The 16,871-nt window shown below is 61.2% G+C and carries 28 protein-coding genes and 2 pseudogenes; 21 read left to right on the forward strand and 9 right to left on the reverse strand.

Features of this window, described 5'->3' with window-relative positions; all coding sequences use genetic code 11:
• Positions 1 to 24 precede the first annotated feature (24 nt).
• Entirely contained in the window at positions 25 to 627 is a 603-nt protein-coding gene (locus tag LXE91_RS40810; protein ID WP_027813550.1) for an undecaprenyl-diphosphatase, read from the forward strand.
• A gap of 566 nt (positions 628 to 1,193) precedes the next feature.
• Here the strand turns inward: LXE91_RS40810 and LXE91_RS40815 are convergent.
• From LXE91_RS40815 to LXE91_RS40825, 3 genes are all read right to left on the reverse strand, one after another.
• Entirely contained in the window at positions 1,194 to 1,415 is a 222-nt protein-coding gene (locus tag LXE91_RS40815; protein ID WP_027813551.1) for a hypothetical protein, read from the reverse strand.
• 198 nt (positions 1,416 to 1,613) lie between these two features.
• Complete coding sequence (locus tag LXE91_RS40820; RefSeq protein ID WP_027813552.1) at positions 1,614 to 3,272, reverse strand: NRAMP family divalent metal transporter; 1,659 nt, start codon at positions 3,270 to 3,272, stop codon at positions 1,614 to 1,616.
• Between the two features lie 113 nt (positions 3,273 to 3,385).
• Entirely contained in the window at positions 3,386 to 3,526 is a 141-nt protein-coding gene (locus tag LXE91_RS40825; RefSeq protein ID WP_164531308.1) for a hypothetical protein, read from the reverse strand.
• 708 nt (positions 3,527 to 4,234) lie between these two features.
• Here LXE91_RS40825 and LXE91_RS40830 point away from each other — a divergent pair.
• Genes LXE91_RS40830 through LXE91_RS40840 form a run of 3 tightly spaced genes read left to right on the forward strand, consistent with a single transcriptional unit; the run spans position 4,235 to position 6,052 of the window.
• Positions 4,235 to 4,507 (forward strand): metal/formaldehyde-sensitive transcriptional repressor, encoded by a 273-nt coding sequence (locus LXE91_RS40830; protein ID WP_027813553.1) that lies wholly within the window; start codon positions 4,235 to 4,237, stop codon positions 4,505 to 4,507.
• A 9-nt stretch (positions 4,508 to 4,516) separates the two neighbouring features.
• Positions 4,517 to 5,824: a CDF family Co(II)/Ni(II) efflux transporter DmeF gene (dmeF, locus tag LXE91_RS40835; protein WP_027813554.1), complete on the forward strand. Its 1,308-nt coding sequence runs from the start codon at positions 4,517 to 4,519 to the stop codon at positions 5,822 to 5,824.
• Positions 5,825 to 5,827: 3 nt separating this feature from the next.
• Positions 5,828 to 6,052, forward strand: a complete 225-nt coding sequence (locus LXE91_RS40840) for a DUF1289 domain-containing protein (RefSeq protein WP_027813965.1) — start codon at positions 5,828 to 5,830, stop codon at positions 6,050 to 6,052.
• A 492-nt stretch (positions 6,053 to 6,544) separates the two neighbouring features.
• Here the strand turns inward: LXE91_RS40840 and merE are convergent, their stop codons facing one another.
• The 6 genes and pseudogenes from merE to merT all read right to left on the reverse strand — a co-directional run bounded on the left by merE (position 6,545) and on the right by merT (position 10,265).
• Positions 6,545 to 6,781, reverse strand: a complete 237-nt coding sequence (merE, locus tag LXE91_RS40845; RefSeq protein ID WP_027813555.1) for a broad-spectrum mercury transporter MerE — start codon at positions 6,779 to 6,781, stop codon at positions 6,545 to 6,547.
• On the reverse strand, positions 6,774 to 7,430 hold the full coding sequence (gene merB / locus LXE91_RS40850) for an organomercurial lyase MerB (RefSeq protein ID WP_027813556.1): 657 nt from the start codon (positions 7,428 to 7,430) through the stop codon (positions 6,774 to 6,776). Before merB ends, merE begins: the two co-directional genes overlap by 8 nt.
• Positions 7,431 to 7,447: 17 nt before the next feature.
• Positions 7,448 to 9,127, reverse strand: a complete 1,680-nt coding sequence (gene merA, locus LXE91_RS40855; RefSeq protein WP_027813557.1) for a mercury(II) reductase — start codon at positions 9,125 to 9,127, stop codon at positions 7,448 to 7,450.
• Positions 9,128 to 9,172: 45 nt separating this feature from the next.
• Positions 9,173 to 9,606 (reverse strand): annotated as a pseudogene (gene merC, locus LXE91_RS40860) (organomercurial transporter MerC).
• An 18-nt stretch (positions 9,607 to 9,624) separates the two neighbouring features.
• Positions 9,625 to 9,900 carry a mercury resistance system periplasmic binding protein MerP gene (gene merP, locus LXE91_RS40865; protein WP_027813558.1) on the reverse strand — a complete coding sequence of 92 codons (276 nt, stop codon included), beginning with the start codon at positions 9,898 to 9,900 and terminating at the stop codon, positions 9,625 to 9,627.
• Positions 9,901 to 9,914: 14 nt separating this feature from the next.
• Positions 9,915 to 10,265 carry a mercuric ion transporter MerT gene (gene merT / locus LXE91_RS40870; protein ID WP_027813559.1) on the reverse strand — a complete coding sequence of 117 codons (351 nt, stop codon included), beginning with the start codon at positions 10,263 to 10,265 and terminating at the stop codon, positions 9,915 to 9,917.
• A 70-nt stretch (positions 10,266 to 10,335) separates the two neighbouring features.
• Here merT and merR point away from each other — a divergent pair, with 70 nt between their 5' ends.
• The 17 genes and pseudogenes from merR to LXE91_RS40955 all read left to right on the forward strand — a co-directional run bounded on the left by merR (position 10,336) and on the right by LXE91_RS40955 (position 16,851).
• Positions 10,336 to 10,770, forward strand: a complete 435-nt coding sequence (gene merR / locus LXE91_RS40875) for an Hg(II)-responsive transcriptional regulator (RefSeq protein ID WP_027813560.1) — start codon at positions 10,336 to 10,338, stop codon at positions 10,768 to 10,770.
• A 68-nt stretch (positions 10,771 to 10,838) separates the two neighbouring features.
• Positions 10,839 to 11,251 (forward strand): annotated as a pseudogene (locus LXE91_RS40880) (EamA family transporter); the annotation flags it as partial.
• Between the two features lie 293 nt (positions 11,252 to 11,544).
• Positions 11,545 to 11,976 (forward strand): hypothetical protein, encoded by a 432-nt coding sequence (locus tag LXE91_RS40885; protein WP_174990798.1) that lies wholly within the window; start codon positions 11,545 to 11,547, stop codon positions 11,974 to 11,976.
• 178 nt (positions 11,977 to 12,154) lie between these two features.
• Entirely contained in the window at positions 12,155 to 12,346 is a 192-nt protein-coding gene (locus tag LXE91_RS40890; protein WP_046543883.1) for a hypothetical protein, read from the forward strand.
• A 20-nt stretch (positions 12,347 to 12,366) separates the two neighbouring features.
• A complete protein-coding gene (locus tag LXE91_RS40895; protein WP_046543884.1) occupies positions 12,367 to 12,549 on the forward strand; it encodes a hypothetical protein in 183 nt (60 codons plus the stop codon).
• 20 nt (positions 12,550 to 12,569) lie between these two features.
• A complete protein-coding gene (locus LXE91_RS40900) occupies positions 12,570 to 12,920 on the forward strand; it encodes a hypothetical protein (RefSeq protein ID WP_046543885.1) in 351 nt (116 codons plus the stop codon).
• A gap of 20 nt (positions 12,921 to 12,940) precedes the next feature.
• Positions 12,941 to 13,411, forward strand: a complete 471-nt coding sequence (locus LXE91_RS40905; protein ID WP_069301827.1) for a hypothetical protein — start codon at positions 12,941 to 12,943, stop codon at positions 13,409 to 13,411.
• Positions 13,412 to 13,422: 11 nt separating this feature from the next.
• Positions 13,423 to 13,638, forward strand: coding sequence for a hypothetical protein (locus LXE91_RS40910; RefSeq protein WP_046543887.1), 216 nt, complete (start codon positions 13,423 to 13,425; stop codon positions 13,636 to 13,638).
• A gap of 237 nt (positions 13,639 to 13,875) precedes the next feature.
• Positions 13,876 to 14,091 carry a hypothetical protein gene (locus tag LXE91_RS40915; RefSeq protein WP_135370837.1) on the forward strand — a complete coding sequence of 72 codons (216 nt, stop codon included), beginning with the start codon at positions 13,876 to 13,878 and terminating at the stop codon, positions 14,089 to 14,091.
• A 12-nt stretch (positions 14,092 to 14,103) separates the two neighbouring features.
• Positions 14,104 to 14,355: a hypothetical protein gene (locus LXE91_RS40920; protein ID WP_046543889.1), complete on the forward strand. Its 252-nt coding sequence runs from the start codon at positions 14,104 to 14,106 to the stop codon at positions 14,353 to 14,355.
• Positions 14,356 to 14,378: 23 nt separating this feature from the next.
• A complete protein-coding gene (locus tag LXE91_RS40925) occupies positions 14,379 to 14,525 on the forward strand; it encodes a hypothetical protein (RefSeq protein WP_158077533.1) in 147 nt (48 codons plus the stop codon).
• A 23-nt stretch (positions 14,526 to 14,548) separates the two neighbouring features.
• Positions 14,549 to 14,878, forward strand: a complete 330-nt coding sequence (locus LXE91_RS40930) for a hypothetical protein (protein ID WP_046543890.1) — start codon at positions 14,549 to 14,551, stop codon at positions 14,876 to 14,878.
• A 219-nt stretch (positions 14,879 to 15,097) separates the two neighbouring features.
• Positions 15,098 to 15,340: a hypothetical protein gene (locus LXE91_RS40935; RefSeq protein WP_069301826.1), complete on the forward strand. Its 243-nt coding sequence runs from the start codon at positions 15,098 to 15,100 to the stop codon at positions 15,338 to 15,340.
• Between the two features lie 36 nt (positions 15,341 to 15,376).
• Entirely contained in the window at positions 15,377 to 15,661 is a 285-nt protein-coding gene (locus LXE91_RS40940; protein WP_046543892.1) for a hypothetical protein, read from the forward strand.
• A gap of 13 nt (positions 15,662 to 15,674) precedes the next feature.
• Complete coding sequence (locus tag LXE91_RS40945) at positions 15,675 to 15,935, forward strand: hypothetical protein (RefSeq protein ID WP_135370838.1); 261 nt, start codon at positions 15,675 to 15,677, stop codon at positions 15,933 to 15,935.
• A 263-nt stretch (positions 15,936 to 16,198) separates the two neighbouring features.
• Positions 16,199 to 16,522 carry a hypothetical protein gene (locus LXE91_RS40950; protein WP_135370839.1) on the forward strand — a complete coding sequence of 108 codons (324 nt, stop codon included), beginning with the start codon at positions 16,199 to 16,201 and terminating at the stop codon, positions 16,520 to 16,522.
• An 11-nt stretch (positions 16,523 to 16,533) separates the two neighbouring features.
• A complete protein-coding gene (locus LXE91_RS40955) occupies positions 16,534 to 16,851 on the forward strand; it encodes a hypothetical protein (RefSeq protein ID WP_135370840.1) in 318 nt (105 codons plus the stop codon).
• Positions 16,852 to 16,871: the final 20 nt, after the last annotated feature.

The raw sequence follows: 16,871 nt of genomic DNA on the forward strand, positions 1-16,871 counted from the left end.
TGATCTTCACGACAAAAGCCTCTTATGGAAACGCTCGAAGCGCTCAATCAAACCATTTTTCTCGTGCTCAACGCCACGCCAGCGACGCCGCATTGGCTCATCGGAATGGGAGTGATCATCGCCAACTATGCTATCTGGGCGGCTCCTGTCATACTTGTCTGCCTGTGGTTGGCGGGCGGCGACGAGAGGCGGGAAATGGCCCTGCGTGCATGTTTTGTTGGCTTCCTGGCACTCGGCATTAACCAGTTGATCGGAATGGTGTGGTACCACCCCCGGCCATTCGCAATCGGAATAGGGCATGCATTCCTCGCGCATGCTCCTGACTCGTCATTTCCGAGCGATCACGCCACATTGCTTTCTGCGATCTCTTTCACACTCTTCTACGCAGGAAAAAGACGACTTGGACTGCTTGCACTGATCGTCGATATCGCCGTTGCGTGGGCCCGCTTGTTTGTTGGCGTGCACTTTCCGTTTGACATGATCGGGGCGGCAATTGTCGCCTGGATCGCCTACATGCTTGGCAGCCCGTTCTGGCGAGTCGGGGGCAGGGTGGTAACCGGGGCTTCGATTGCCTTGTACAGGAAGGTATTGGCTATGCCGATTGGCCGACGATGGCTGCGACCTTAACGGAGCCGTACATGCAGCAAACAGGTCCGCGACATCCCTTGGTTGAAGCAGTCCTATGACGAACTTGCGAGCGGTTTTTGCGGGTGGGCCAGCGCTGCCCTATCACTCAACTCACTTTTCTTGGACGCCATCGACTTCGGCGATCAGATGCTCCGTCTCTCGCGATCGCTATTTCTGTGGGCGCGGACGCCAAGTTGCCGTTGGTACTGTTAGCCATGCCTGAACTCATTGGGGGGCCAGGTTCCTCAAACCCCTGGAGCGAGCGGGCATGTCTTTGCCGAAGGGGGCACAGTCTCCAGAATTCAGTATTGCGAGATACCACGCTCCTTCGACGACAACGAATTTCTTTTACTCACCAATGCGTTAAACCGCTTCTGGCGAAAATTTACGAATCCCGGCCGATCCTCATCACGGCATCAGCCGGGCCGAACTAGAGGGTTGGCCGTGATTCGTTAATACCCGAAGCTTCAGATATTAACGATTACCCGCACCGGGAAATTAGGCGTAGGCGCGTCGCGCACCCTGCGTTCAGGTGCGAGGCCGGGGCATACCCGGCTCGCCACTGCTCAGCCCTGGCTTGCACGTAACGACTCGCCGAGGCAGTACTTCCCGTAAATCAGGCAGTGGGTCGTAACCTGATGCGGTGCAGGCGCTCTCGCACCCGCGCTCGAGGTGTCTCCCAATGTGATATCGCCGGTGTTTCTGGCTGCGAACATGAAAGCCAGGACCACAAACCCGGCCAGAAGCATCGCGATCCACGCTGCATCCCGGTTTTTCAGGTACTTCACGACAATTCCTCCTCAGCAAGATCGGCCACTGCGGTTACCATTTCCTGTCGCGCCCCGCTCAACGGCCATCCGGCCGGCATCTGGCGTCCACCGGGCGTCCCGCTGTATGCTCCGGCGGGATTGAGGTGCGGGTCACAACAAACGCGCCCTGAACTGAGCTGCGTGCAGCTGCACGCGTGAAACGACTGATGCAGCGCGCTATTTCAACAGGGTCATCTGCACGACCTTGAGCACGACGAGCCCCACGGCCAGCAGCAGGTAGCCGCGCAGGACTCCCATCCAGACACGCTTGGCCAGCGTCAGGTTCGGCGCCGGCAGATCGTTCAGCGGCGGCATGCGCCACGTGTCGCGTGCGCCCTCTGGCCATGCCTGGGTTGAGCCCACGGGGTCCCTGCTACCTCTGCGCAGCGCAGCCGTCACGGCATAGCCAGCGATGGCCAGCACGGTTCCGCCCGCGAGTACTACGAGAATCGTCTCACCGCTGATATCCGGGTACATCACCGACGCGGTCAGGATGATCGACAGCATCACCAGCACCCAGATCACCGCCCCTGTGAACAGGTTGAGCTTTCTGGAGTTGACCCATGGTCCGAGCACGGCCTTGTCGTTGCACAGGAGCAGCAGGAACACCGTAGCACTCGGCAGCAACACGCCGGCGAGCGTCTGGACCGCTTCGGTCAGCAGTCCGAGGGGGCTACCGGGAATCAGTACGATTACGGCAGCCAGCGCGACAATGCCGAAGTACACAAGGTAAAAGCCTTTCGCGTCCGTCACGCCCCGATGCAGCGAGTGACGGATCTTGAACACGTCGCCAATCGCATAGGCGGTCGACAGCGAGACTGCCGCTGCGCCGATGATCGCCGCATCGAAGAGCGCAATCGCAAACAGCACGGCCGAGGTACGGCCGGCGTATTTTTCAAGGCCGGTGATGACGCCGCCCGCATCCGTAAAATTGCCAAATTCGGGCTTTCCCGAGAACAGCGCGGCACTGAACGCCATCATGGCCACTGCGCCGATCAGCACCAGTGCGATGCCGATCCACAGGTCGGCTTTCTCGTACTTCATGAAGCGCGGCGTAATGCGCTTGTCGATCACATAGCTCTGCTGGAAGAACAGCTGCCAGGGTGCGATCGTCGTACCAACGATACCAATGACGAGCAGCATCACATCCGAAAGCTTCGAGTGCGCAGGCCAGTTCGGGATGAAGAAGTCGCGCGTCATCTGGCCAACCGGCGGATGTATCGACACCAGCACGGGAACAAGGAGCAGGCTCAGCGCACACAGCACGACGGCGAAGCGCTCGAAGCGCCGGAAATTCCCCGTACTGACAGCGGCCATCGTCAGCGCTGCGGCGATGCAGACGCCCGCGATACGGGAGAGGCCGAAGAAGTCGAGCACAAACGTGATGCCAATGAATTCGGTGACGATCGTGAGCGCGTTGAGCAGGAAGAGATCGATCACGCTGAACGCCCCCCAGAACTTGCCAAAGCGCTCGAAGATCAACCGCGCATGCCCGACGCCGGTGACCGCACCGAGCCGCAGGACCATTTCCTGGTTGACGAAGAGGACGGGCACGAGCAGCAGAAGCGTCCACAGCAGCGTCGTGCCGTAGTTCTGGCCAGCCTGTGTATAGGTGCTGAAGGCGCCCGCGTCGTTGTCGCCGACCATGACGATCAGGCCCGGGCCCAGAATAGCCAGCAACGTTCGAAAGCGCGCCCACCATGTCGTGCGCGGGGCGGTGTCGTGGTGGGCAATGGTGCCGAGCGCTCCCTTGATGTCGCCCAGATGGGCCGAATCGAGGACTGCGGTGCGTTCCCGCCCGAGCGTGGGTGGTGAGAGATCAGTTGGCGTAGACATTTTTATGGTTCCCGGATTGCGCTGGAACAACTCTGTGGCGGTCAAGCATGCGCGAGCGGACCGGTCGCTGGAAAAACGCGTCCGTCGCGCATGCCGAAATGGCTTACGGCCTGTTACGAGATGAGTCGGCTGACGCAGCGCCAGAATGCAGCGAAGCGGTTCGGTGTGCGGGGCTGCAGCGACAGCATGGTGTCGTAGCAGGCACGCGAGTCGTCGATGTGCGGGTTTTGCGACACGAGAAGGCCAAAGTTCATGATGTTCTCCGTGCGTCTGGCAGGACGCGAAACGTGGGGCGCGGGCAGACACGGAGACCGGCGCATCATGGGCGCCGTGAGGTGCGTGCTACCCGTTTGCCCTGATGAAAAGCAGGGATGAGCGGCATATGGGGTAACTGTCACAGTCCGGCATTTCGGCTCCTTTCTGGCGCCAGATGCGCCCGTACAGGTTCACGCGCTGCTCACAGGGAGCAGATGCGCACGCGAGTGGGACTCGCGTCACGATGCCATTGACTTCGCGCAAGCACGCGGGTCGATGGCGCTTTCTGGGGTGCACGGGGCTGCGTTACTGCGGCGCGCACCGTCTGCCTGACGGCAGGACGGCGGCTGATAGGTGAGCGCGGGGACGTCCTGCCAGTCAGGCAGCGAAACGGATCAAAGGTCGACTACTGCAGGTGTCCAAGGCAATTGCCCCGTCCGTGAAGATTGTTGGATTGTAGGGGGTGGGGGTATCCTGAGTCAACCGGATCTAAGCTGGGGGCAAAAAATTCGTGTTGCGTGCCGATCCTGGCCCCATGAATCGCCAATTCAGGCGGTTTTGTGGGTGACGCGGTCATCGCCACGGGTCCAACTCGATCAACGAACGGGCATGATGCCGGAGAATTTCCGGCCAAATAATATACCTATACCCCCTATATCTTTGTAAATGTGCTACAGTCCCGTCCAGTCTTCACGGAGATGCCTTTCATGAGCCACACAATTCGCGAGAAACAGAAGCTGCTCAACCGGGTGCGCCGCATCAAGGGGCAGCTCGAAGCGGTGGAGCGCTCGCTCGAGGAAGAGCGCGGTTGCTCCGAGGTGCTGCAGCAGATTACGAGCTGCCGTGGCGCGATGAATGGTCTTCTGGCAGTGGTGCTGGAGGACCATGTCCGAACTCATCTGGTCGATGCCGATCCGTCGCACGGGCATGTCAGCGGCACAGAGGAGCTGATCGAAGTGATCCACAGCTATTTCAGGTAAGAGGGCAACATGAGCGATTTCCAGAGCGCAGCCTTTGGCGCCGGACACGATCACATCTATCTCGGCGCGGCACACGCGCAGAACGAGCGGCGGACCTGGGCAGTCATTGCGCTTTGCAGTGCGATGATGGTGGCCGAGATTCTTGGCGGCAGTCTGTTCGGCTCACTGGCGCTGGTCGCCGACGGTCTGCACATGTCAACGCACGCGGGTGCCATGCTGATCGCGGCGCTTGCTTACACTTACGCGCGCCGGCACGCGTCGGATCCGCGCTTCGTGTTTGGAACCGGCAAGCTTGGCGATCTGGCGGGGTTCACCAGCGCCATCGTGCTGGCGATGATTGCGCTGCTGATCGCCTATGAGGCGGTATCCCGTTTCTTTTCGCCGGTGCCAATCCATTTCGGGGAAGCGATTCCCATCGCGGTGGTCGGACTGCTGGTCAACCTGGCGAGCGTCTGGCTGCTGAGCGGTGACCATCACGGTCATGGCCACGGGCATGCGCATGGACATGGGCACGGTCACGGTCACGGCCATGGCGACGAAGATCACGGCGACCATGCTCATGACGATGAGGTCCGGCGCATATTCACTCCGTCTGGCGTGTTCGAGGTTTCGGTTTTCGAGGACGGCGTGCCGCCCGTCTTCCGCATAACGCCGGCGACGGAGGATTCGCGCCTGGCCGCAGACGGGGTTTCGGTCACGACGGTACGCCCGGACGGCGCACGTCAAGCGTTCACGTTCGTTGACCGGGGCGGCTACCTGGAGTCAACCGACCAGATTCCGGAGCCGCACGAGTTCAAGGCCGTCGTCCGGTTGAGCGACGGCTTGCACGAACTCGCCTTCGAGGAGCATGAGCACGACCATGACGACGCAGTCACCGCTGCGAACCGGGATCACAATATCCGTTCGGCGTACGTCCACGTGATCGCGGATGCAGCCGTCTCCGTGCTGGCCATCATTGGGCTGGTGCTGGCGCGTACGTTCGGCTGGATGTGGATGGACCCGCTTGCCGGCGTGATTGGCGCACTGGTGATCGCGAACTGGTCGTGGGGTTTGATGCGCGACACGGGCGGGATTTTGCTCGACATGAATCTGGACCGCAAACTGTCTGACAATGTCCGTCGCACGATCGAGGGCCATGGCGACCGGGTAATCGACCTGCACGTATGGCGCCTGGGACCCGGTCACATGGGCGCGGTGGTGTCGGTTGCGACTACCGAGCCGCAACGCAGCCCTGGCTTCTATCACGCAGCACTCAAACGCTTCCGGGGCTTGTCGCACGTGACGGTGGAAGTCAACCCGACGCGTGTCGCAGCCTGAGCGATGGCCGTCAGGTCACCGTGCATCGACGTGTGCGTCATGGATGGTCGGACAGGGTTCTGCACCGGCTGCCTGCGCACACGCGATGAAATCCGCAACTGGAAGACAATGACGGACCATCGGCGGCATCAGGTCATCAACGATCGCGCGCGACAGCAGGCAAAACTTGTACGAGGGCCGGCGCACGGCGATGGCCGGGGCGCCACGGGCTCTGGAACTCCGGAATGACGAAGTGCGGTGTAGCGCCGTGAAACACACTTGCCTGAAGGGCGCCGCAGCCGCCTTGTACGGCCACACTAACACTACCGGCGACGCCCCGTTGCTATAGCAGATGGCGTCAGACCCGGAGCATATCAACCTGACCGGCGACTCCCGGCGGCTTCCGCAGCGCCAGGACTGGCTTGCGCGAATTCAGGCCGTTGCTGCCGCGGCAGCAGGCTTGACGTGCCTTATGTTCTCTGAGGCCGCCGCTGGAGCCAAACCAGCGCGATGGTCACGGCGCAAAAAGCGGCGCCCGCATAGGGGTGCCGTCAAGATTCGGACTTTTTCGTACGTTTAGCGGCGAGATCGTCAGGTTAGGGTCTTCGACACGGAGAAACGTGTGTCCACCAATGAGGAAGTCAACCCTAACGTGACGCGCTTTGGTCGCAGGCCTGACGTCAGGTTGAAGCATGCCTCAGCCTGACACCCGACGCGTGACTGAGCGCACCGATGCGCAGATCACCGGGGCGCCCGGAACGCGCGCAGCGCCCATGTGAGCGACAAGGCAAAAAACGCCAGCAGCACGACCACGGCGATGCCCTGATGCTGGCTGACGAGTGCTCCGGCCGCCGTGCCGGACAGTGCCAGCAGCACGATCGGCAAATGGCATGGGCACGTGAGCGCCGCGAGCGCACCCCAGAGCCAGGCGCGCCAGCGGGCGCTACGAGTTAATCCGGGTGCAGTTGGATCACGCACGGTTTGTGCTCCCCGCGTTTCGCAGGCAGGTGGCCCCCAACAGCCGCTCGGCACACTCGCGGCCCACGGCGAAGGCGTCCCGGACGCTCACAACCTCGATGCCGGGGCGTGTCGCGGCCCACTGCTGACCCGCGGCGGCAGAGGCAAAGAAATGCACATGACAGCAGAACGCAGCGCGGATGTCAGGCGTGTTCTGCGGGAGGATCAGCGACACGGCCGCGCCCGTCGGCTCGATGTCCTCTATCGCGGTGGGCGTGACCGTGAGCGAGACCGGTGTGCCGGTGGCGGCACATCGCGAGACCACGTGGGCCGTCCGGTCGATCAGCGCCGGGAAGAACAGCGTATCGAAGGCACACCACGTGTACAGGCGCCGGCCGTCGACCTCGAAAGTGTGCGGGGTCTCACGCAACGTCAAGCCGTAGCCGACGACGTTGCCATAGTCGTCCCACTCCGTGCTTACCGCCTGTTCGAGTGCCACGCTCACCCGCTCGATGGGCCAGTCCAAGGCCAGGGCCAATGCGGCCGGAGAAACCGGCGCCCCCTTGCTGAGTTCACGCAGCAGCACGACAAAGAGATCTGCAAAGCCTTCCAACTGGTTGGCCATCGCCAGGCGCTCGACCAGTTCGGCCGTATGGCGCGCAAGGTTCATCGTCGTCCCCCCACAGGTTATCCCGCGCAGCATGAGAGCTGCTTCACATCCTTCGAGAAGGTCTGCGCAGCGAGCTTGAGCCCCTCGACCATTGTCAGGTACGGGAACAGCTGGTCGGCGAGGTCCTGCACGGTCATCCTTGCGCGGATCGCGATCGCGGCCGTCTGGATGAGTTCGCCCGCCTCGGGCGCCACCGCCTGCACGCCGATGAGCCGGCCGGTGCCGGCTTCCGCCACCAGCTTGATGAAGCCGTGCGTGTCGAAGTTCACCAGCGCACGTGGGACATTGTCGAGCGTTAGGGTGCGATTGTCGGTCTCGATGCCCGCCCGGTGCGCCTGCGCCTCGCTGTAGCCAACCGTCGCAACCTGTGGCTCAGTGAAGACGACCGTCGGCATCGTATCGAGATTGAGACGTACATCACCTCCGGTCATGTTGATCGCCGCGCGTGTACCGGCAGCCGCCGCGACATAGACGAACTGCGGCTGGTTGGTGCAGTCGCCCGCCGCATAGATATCCGGTGCGCTCGTGCGCATGCCGCCGTCGATCACGATGGCGCCGCGCTCGTCGAGCTGCACGCCGGCGCCCGCCACATTCAGACTACCGGTGTTGGGAGCACGACCTGTTGCCACCAGCAACTGGTCGGCCCGCAGCTCGCCGTGGTTCGTGGTGACGACGAACTTGCCATCGGCGTGCGACACGTGGGTTGCCTGGGTCTGTTCCAGCACCTCGATGCCCTCGGCGCGAAAGGCGGCCGTCACGGCTTCGCCGATCGCCGGGTCCTCCTGGTAGAGCAGCGTGTGACGGGCCAGGACCGTAACATGGCTGCCCAGCCGTGCAAATGCCTGGGCCAGTTCCAGTGCGACTACCGACGAGCCGATCACAGCCAGTCGCTCGGGAATCGCGTCGTTCACCAGCGCTTCGGTCGAGGTCCAGTACGGCGTGTCCTTCAGGCCCGGAATCGGCGGCACTGCGGCAGTTGCACCTGTGGCAATCAGGCAGCGATCGAACGACACCGTACGTTCGCCGCCGGCGGTCAGCGTGATCGTGAGCGAATGGCTTCCCGTGAACCGCGCCTCGCCGTGCAGGACGTTGATGTTCGGGCTCGTGTCGAGAATGTTTTCATATTTGGCGTGGCGCAGCTCGTCCACGCGCGCCTGCTGCTGGGCGAGCATGCGCGGCCGGTCAATGGCCGGTGCCGTCGCGGTAATGCCCGCGTCGAAGGGACTCGTCTGCCGCAGATACGCGATATGGGCGGCACGGATCATGATTTTGGAGGGCACGCAGCCGACGTTCACGCAGGTGCCGCCGATGGTGCCGCGCTCGATCAGCGTCACCTGCGCGCCGTTTTCGGCAGCCTTTAGCGCAGCCGCCATGGCAGCGCCACCACTGCCGATCACGGCGACCCGCAGCGCGCTATCACCGCCGCTACGCTTCCCACCAGTTTCCGCCGAGCCGGGCGTCTTGCCGGGCAGGCCTGCTGAGTGGGGTGGCACGTCAGCCACCCTGGCGTGATAGCCGGCTGTCGTCACCGCGGCAGTCAGCGTGTCGTGACTAACCCCTTCATCGACCGTCAGATCGGCTAGGGCTTTGGAATAGGAGACCGCTGCCGAGCGCACGCCGGGCACCTTTTCCAGCGCCTGCCTGACATGCTCGGCGCAGGAAGCGCAGGTCATCCCGTCAATCTTCAAGGTCATCATCGCCTTGCTCCGTTCTTTCATGGATTTAGTTAGATGCGCCACTACTCAACCCTTGCGCACGCTGCCCGTGCACGAATCACACGTATCGGTGGCACAGACGCGTTGGGCCGGGGAGAACAGGTCCCAGAGCGATGTCGCCACCATAATGGCGAGACCGGGATAGAGCAGCCAGCCGCTGCGCTCGCCATAGGCGCGCATCACAAACACGGCTGCCAGCACCAGCAGCGGCCCGATCAGGCCGGGCACGGTACGGCGCCACTGCCGATGCTTGAGCCAGCCGACCGCATTGGCGAACAGCGCGACGCCGGCGAAGGCCGGTAGCAGGATGCGGATGAACAACCCTTCGTACTGGCTCAGGAAGCCCAGACCAATGGTGGCGCCCAGACTGGCGATCGCGGGAAGCAGCTCGCACAGCCCATCGCCGACACGATGCTGCCAAGCAAACCGGCCTTATCGGCCGCGCGCGTGACGAATGACATTGCAGTACCTCTGTAGTTTCAGGGCTTGACCGACGACGGATAGCCCGCGTCCGCCGTAGCCTTGGTCAGTGCCTGGACGCTCGTCTTGCCATCGTCGAACGTCACGACGGCTTCGCGCTGCTCGAAACGGACATCCGTTTTTTCGACGCCCGTAACTTGGGACAGCGCGTGTTTGACCGTAATGGGGCAGGCGGCACACGTCATGCCGGGCACAGACAGCGTAACCGTCTGCGTCGCGGCCCAGACCGGGACGGCAACAACGGCGAGCGCGAGTGCTGCAAGCAGCTTTTTCATGATGAACTCCAGGTTCAATAGAACAGGGGCAGTACGTAGGGGAAACCAACCGCGATCAGTACCAACGCGACAACGATCCAGAAGATGAGCTTGTACGCGGCGCGCACCTGTGGAATCGCGCACACCTCGCCGGGCCTGCACACCGCAACGGGCCGAAAGATGCGTCGGCCGGCGAAGAACAACGCCACCAGTGCCACGCCGATGAAAGCCGGCCGCCAGGGTTCGAGCAAAGTCAGATTGCCGATCCAGGCGCCGCTCACACCCAGCGCGACGAGCACCAGTGGCCCGAGGCAGCAGGTCGACGCGAGGATAGCGGCCAGTCCGCCGGCGGCAAGTGCGCCGCGCCCATTCTGCTGTTCCGCCATACGCTGCCCTTCCGAATATCCACTGAGTAGCGTAACCTTACTTCCGTACCTATGTACGGAGTCAAGCGGTATGGATAACGGTAGCGAAAGCCTGACCATCGGCGCCTTCGCGAAGGCCGCCGGCGTCAATGTGGAGACGATCCGGTTCTATCAGCGCAAGGGATTGCTGCTGGAACCGGATAAGCCGTATGGCAGCATTCGCCGCTATGGCGAAGGCGATGTGACGAGGGTTCGGTTCGTCAAGTCGGCCCAGCGGCTGGGCTTCAGCCTCGACGAAATAGCGGACCTGTTGAAACTGGAGGATGGGACGCATTGCGACGAGGCGAGCAGCCTCGCGGAGCACAAGCTCCGCGACATTCAGGACAAACTCGCCGATCTCGAACGCATGGAAGCCGTGCTCACCCAGCTCGTGTGCGCGTGCCATTCGCGCAAGGGCAACGTGTCGTGTCCGCTGATTGCCTCATTGCAGCGAGGCGAAGAACCACGTGACGTCGGCGCCGCGTAAGTGCCATTCGCCATTAACGTACGCAAAAGTCCGTTTCTTGAGGGCACCCGTTACCGGGCGCGATCACGGTCGCTGCTGCGATGCTGACCGGGCTTGCCGGCTACGGCGTGAGTCTGGTGTTCTTTGTGATCGCGCTCCGGCACCTCGGTCAGCCCGGGCCGGCGCCTACTTCTCGGTTGCGCCGCTTTTCGGCGTGGCGCTATCGTTGCTTATCTGGCCCGAGTGGCCGTCCGTGTCTTTCTGGATCGCCACCGCCATGATGGCGCTGGGCATTTGGCTGCACGTGCGTGAACGACATGAGCATGAGCATACGCACGAGCCTCTCGAACACACGCATCGCCATCGCCACGACGAACATCACCAGCACGAGCACGATTTCCCATTCGATAGCGATGAACCCCATACCCATCCGCATGTGCACCTGCCCATCACCCATTCGCATGCACACTTCCCGGATGTGCATCACCGGCACAAGCATTAGGTGCGCGAACTGAGCGCGTGCAGAACGGCGAGCAGGCGATATGCCACGGGCAAGACGAAGATTACGAGGTGCCGTTCCCGCTCTGATCAGAGGCTAGAAGCTTCGGCAGTCGGCGCCGGTGTACCCTTGGGGCATTACAACTTGTGTCAAACTCTTTTGTCGCAAAATGCTTCTGCGAATTGTGTTGGATTGCGTTAGTGTCAAGCTCTATTTCATCGGTGCCTAACCCAGTAGATCGCTAAGCATCTGATTTTATTGTGCGCGCTGTGTCAAACTCTATTGTTCGTTCACAGGTGGCACTGGTCGTGTTGAGCGCGCTGAACGGCGCACACGCGGCGTCGTACGTCGTTGATGTTCAGTTCCCCGGCGACGCGAGCGCAAAGCCCGCCACGCTCAATCTGGAAGACCACGGTAAGCCACAAACGGCTAAAGGCCCTGGCGGTCTGTTCGTGGCGGTCGCAGCGCAGCAGGCGCTCGAAAGCAAGCTGCTTGAATCGCGGGTTAACGTGATCGACAACGTAGGCACCGACCGGGCCGTGGGTACAGGCGTGACAACGCAGTATCTGGCGCTGAACCGACCTCTGACGCTGCAAAGCCCCGCTGGGGCCGGTGTTGTGTTAACGCTCAAGCAGATTCGCGAATTACCATCGGAAAAAGCAACATGCGCGACTTCTTTGAGAAATGCCTGGTCTTCGGGGGAATCATTCTCGCGTTCTGGCTGTTGACCTTCGACCGGCGCAGCCCAATGCAAAGGCGCAAGGAGGACGCGCGACAGCGCGCGTGGGATGACGAACGACGACGCAACGACGACGCTGCTGCCGCTTATCAAGCACAGCACAATCGGCACGATCACCACCGGTAGGAAAACGGGGAACATCAATGCCAACTATTCAAGGAAAGCATGTGAGCAAGAAAATCTCGGTCGGACTGACTCCGGTCGTCGCGCTCGCGTTTACGGCATTCGGGTTCGGATTTGCAGTAGAAGCCTCGCTGTCGGTTGGTCCGAAGATGACCGTGCCGCTGCTCTGCTCCATTTTTGCATTCGGCGCGGTGATTGTCGCGGTCGTCCTGAGCGCACGGGAATCCAACGGCTGATGCAACGGAAAGCAGAAAGCATGGATACGAGCAACGAGAAGACCACCGGAACAACGGCAGAGCGGCAAGCGGTTCCTCCACTGAAGGTCTATCTGATTGCGCTCGCGGTTGTCGGCGCGGGGATCATGATCGTCCACGAAGGGCCGATGCACATCGCAGGCAGAGTGATCACGTCGCTGCAAAAGCTGGTTCTTGGCATCTGAGTGTGCATAGGAAAAAGATCATGGCAAGCGAGCGACTGAATTTGGAGCAGGCTGCGAACGCGATTGGCGATGCCATGTACGCAATGCTTCCGGGTGGCGAGGTTCAGGTTGAGCCTGCGAGTGACGGCTTTGGCGTAGAGATTGTGCGCATCATTGCCGGGGTAGAGGGGCGCGGCGATGGCACGCGCTCGATGCTGGCCGCAACTGCACTTGCAGACCGGCTCGGTGTTTGCGTGACGCTGACCCCGGACGGCAGCTACTACGAAGATGCGGATGCGGCAGCAGCGCGGTTGACCGAGTTCTATTCGCGATTCGGATTCCGTCAGCACGCCTTCGGTACGATGCTGCGCGAACCCGTCAACTTCAATTGAACGGAAAACAGGAGCAACAGGTGGACCGCATAATTCTTACACCGGCGATCGTGGCGGACCTCGTTAGCGACTGTCTGGGAACAACAAAGGTCCTTGCGATCGTCGGGGCGTGTCAAACCGGCAAGACGATATCGCTGAAGCAATGGACGGAAGCATGCTGCGCGCAAGGGACCGCTCGGGTGGCCTACGTGGACTGCCACACTCTCCTGGTCAAGGACAAGGTTGAAGTCGCCTTCGAGGGTCAAACGCGAGATGCAGCGGTCGGACACTATCCTTTGTTCGACCTCAACGGCGCCGACATCGTGGTTGTCGATGAGCCGCTACAGAACCGTGAGCTTGTGGGGCGGTTATTCGCGCATGTCGAACCGAGCGGAAGCGCTTTCATGCACCGGCTGTTGGTGTTGCCACTTCAGACGGAGAAGGCCATCGATCGCTTTGCCATTCCGCGCTCGGCGGTCCGTGTGTACTCGGTCGCCGGTTTGCCTCTGTAACCACGGAAAACATGAGCCAAAGCACAGAAGCTGGCAAGCTGCCCGGATGGACGGTGTTGGTGTCGCTGCTCGGGTGCGCAATTGCCCTGATGATCCTGCTGGCGTGCCGACACATCGGCCTGTCGTGGTGGATCGGCGTGCCGGCCGCGATCGCGGTTACGGTTGCCAGCGTCTTTTTGGACCGCGCCATCGAGCGCAGGTGCGCCCCGTCAGGGCGCACGAACTGATCGGAAAATTCGAATGACTCAGATTTGTGCGGTATGCAGGGCGAGGCGTGGTGCTGGGATTCGCATTTTGGCCGCAATCGTCGTGGAGATCGCCAGTTTTGCGGTTGCTCGCCACTTCGATTCGGATCTGATAGCAGCGTTTGGCGCGGCCACCACGATCATGATGCTTTGGTCGCCGTGTCGAGTCCTTTGGCGGCTGAACGAGACGACCTGCAAATAACCACGGAACACACGACGATGAAAGGCAAGTACGTATTGTCATGTGGCGCGCTCGGAGGCCGCAGCCCGAAGACAGGGAAGCGCGTCGGTGAACGGCATCGCTGGAGCGGTGGCGGATGGGGCAAAGGACACTGCGAGTTTTGCTTCAGGACGCTCGATCAGGTTCTCGTCGACGACATACCGAAAGCGGGCTCGACGCAGCACCTTGAACGTGCGCTGGCCTCAGCCAAATGACCAAGGAAAAACATGGACTGCATTGACGAGAGAGCCGTGCCCGAGGGTTGGTCAGTGGAACAGCATTCGGGCTTCCCGCATGTTGTCGTCCTCTCCCGGCCGGCCGGCGGCTGCGTCAGCATCAACATGAAGAAGCGGATCTTCGGGCCCGGTTACGGTTGCCCGCACGTCGCGATGGGCGGTGCACCGACGTATGAGGGACGCGCATGGAAAGCGCGCATTGTGACGGACGCCGTGGCGTGGCTTGATCGCCAGATGGCATGACGCTGCGGAAAACAGGAAACGTGATGACCTTGAACATCATTCGAACCGTTGAAGTCGTCGGCCTGATCGCGGTGAGCGCTTGGGGCATCCGGGTAGGCAAATGGCGACTTACGGTCCTGCCTCTCACGTGCGCCGCTTTGCTGGGTGCGGTGATGGCCGCCGGCTACTAGGAAAACGCAGCGAGAACGCAACCATGGCAAACGGCTATACCGCACTGTACGGGAGTGCTTTCGAGAAGGTCGAGCGGCAGCTACTCGCCGACGGCTACGTTTGCGCATTCGCCTGTACATACGGCGAGCCCGCCGGTCCGGTTCCGAAGGACCTGGGAAGGACCGGTAAGGAGGGCGGTTGGGAGATGCGGCGCAAACTGAAAGATTGGTCTTCGAAGCATGGGGTCCGCGAGTACAAGATCGTCCGCAACACAAGTTATGTCCGCGACTTGCATGGCGACGTCTATGAGCTTTGGGTGAAGCGCTCAGAGATCGACGTGATTGATGCAATCGTGCGAACAGCTAGCAATTAGGAAAAAGTCATGAGTATCGAGACACCCGAGAGCCAGTCCGCTGCAGAGGCTGCGGACGATAAGGCGCTAGTTGATCTAGCCTTGAAAAAGGACTGTCCTGCTAATTGGCTGGCCAAGGCGTGCCGTGTGGGTTGCGTTGCTGCGGGTCGCCGGGAACGTTTGAGGGCCATGCTGTCTCAGCGGCTGGCCGAATCCGCGCCGAACTGATCGGAAAACGCAATGAATCTGCTACAGCCAAACAAACAGTGGATCGAACTCGCCGACGCCGCGATCCGAAAGGTCAATCCGAGTGCCGCCGAAGTCGTACAAGCGACGCGTGGTTTCGCTGTGCTGGGGCGTGAAGGCGTGCTTACCGCGCGTCTCTCCGATGGAACCCAGTGGCGGATCGACGGGCAGGACGTGCGACAGCTTACCGCCGACGAAATCGCCGCTCGAGCTCGGCTCCACGAGTCGTTTCAGTGAGACGACGGAAAATTACTGTAACGAAAGGGCATCCCCATGAGTTCACTGAAAGAAGTCTGCATCACCGCTGCAAAGAAGGTTTTTGACAACCGCGCCGATGTCGAAGAATTCGCGCAAGGTTATCTCGAATCCGCAATTCATCGTTTCGCCAAGGATACTAGCGAAATACCGCCCAACGTCCTGGCAAACATCGCAGAATGCGCAGCATGGTTCATTTACGACGAAAGCATCGAGAAGCAGATTTCGATTCCTCTGCCCGCGCGGCGAGACATGGTCGCAGCGCATCTCCGTGAGCGGTTCCCGCTGTACGCTGCAAGCTAACGCCGGGAAATTCATGGCGACGATTCCACGACCCCGCAAGCCGCGTTATGTCGTTCGCGATAGCGCAGGGCGAGCGTTGCGCGAGACCGATTCGAAGCTGACCGCCTGGTGGGTCTGGTTCAAAAATCGACGCGATGGCGCAATCGCACATGACCGCCTTAGCTGGATCGAGGACGAAAGAAGCTGGTTGCGTTGCGGCGTTGTTACAAGCGATGGCGGCGCCGGAGCCGATTGGATGGCCGAGTACGATCTAGAAGTCGTCAAGGTTGATTGAGACGTATCGGAAAACAATGGAACAGAGCAACTGGCGCGAGTTTGTCGCGGGCGAAGAATGGTTCTCCGGACGGGCGCTGTGGTTATGGGCGCCATCTTGGGAAGCCCCTCGCTTGGCGACAGCGGATCGCGGAGACGATTTCGAGTGGTTCTACGCGAGCGGACCCAAGCTTGAGGACGCTGGGTGGGAGTTTCCCACGCACTGCTGCGACCCAACGCCGCCCGCACCGCCGGCAGCCTGCAAATAGAACGGAAAATTACTCCATGAAGAAACTTGCTGCGCTACTCGCCTGCCTCGCGCCACTTGCGGCAACGGCGCAAGTGCAATGGGCGATCCCTGGCGTCACGGTGCCTGCGCCGGTAGATCGCTCGCCCCCCGCGTCGGCGGTTGACGCAGACGGCGCGTACATCGAATACAAGGCCATGTTGTCGGACGGAAAGGCCGCGACTGAACTAGGGCGTTATTCGAGCGCGTCTGATTGCTTTCATCGGCTTGAACGTGCATCTGCTTCGCCCGAATTTACCAGCGCAATCCGTCAGCATCCAATTCTCGAATTGGTCTGCGTCGCGACGCGCCAGAAGGCTTAGGAAAATAGACGATGACAAATACGGATCAAACTGGCTCAACGCCGCACGACAGCATGTCGCGGAGCGAACTGTTTTCTCGCGCTGTTTGCGTGGTTGCCACAGGCGCTATCTGGATTCTCACGGTGTGCGGCATCGTGATAGTGGGGCTTGCTGTCGCAACGTCGCTGGTCGGCCAACTGAACGTTCTGGCGATGCTCTGTATTGCGCCGGTCGCTGTCTCGACGTGCCTGGGTTTCGGCGTGTTGTCGAACGGCATTCATAGCTGGCTTCTCTCGCTGTTCGGCATGGAGCCGATTCAGCAGGCCGACCGTGTGTTACCTGCGGATTGAATCGGAAAATAGGATCGGTC

Origin of the sequence: Burkholderia contaminans (genome assembly GCF_029633825.1) — a bacterium.
Lineage (GTDB): Bacteria > Pseudomonadota > Gammaproteobacteria > Burkholderiales > Burkholderiaceae > Burkholderia > Burkholderia contaminans.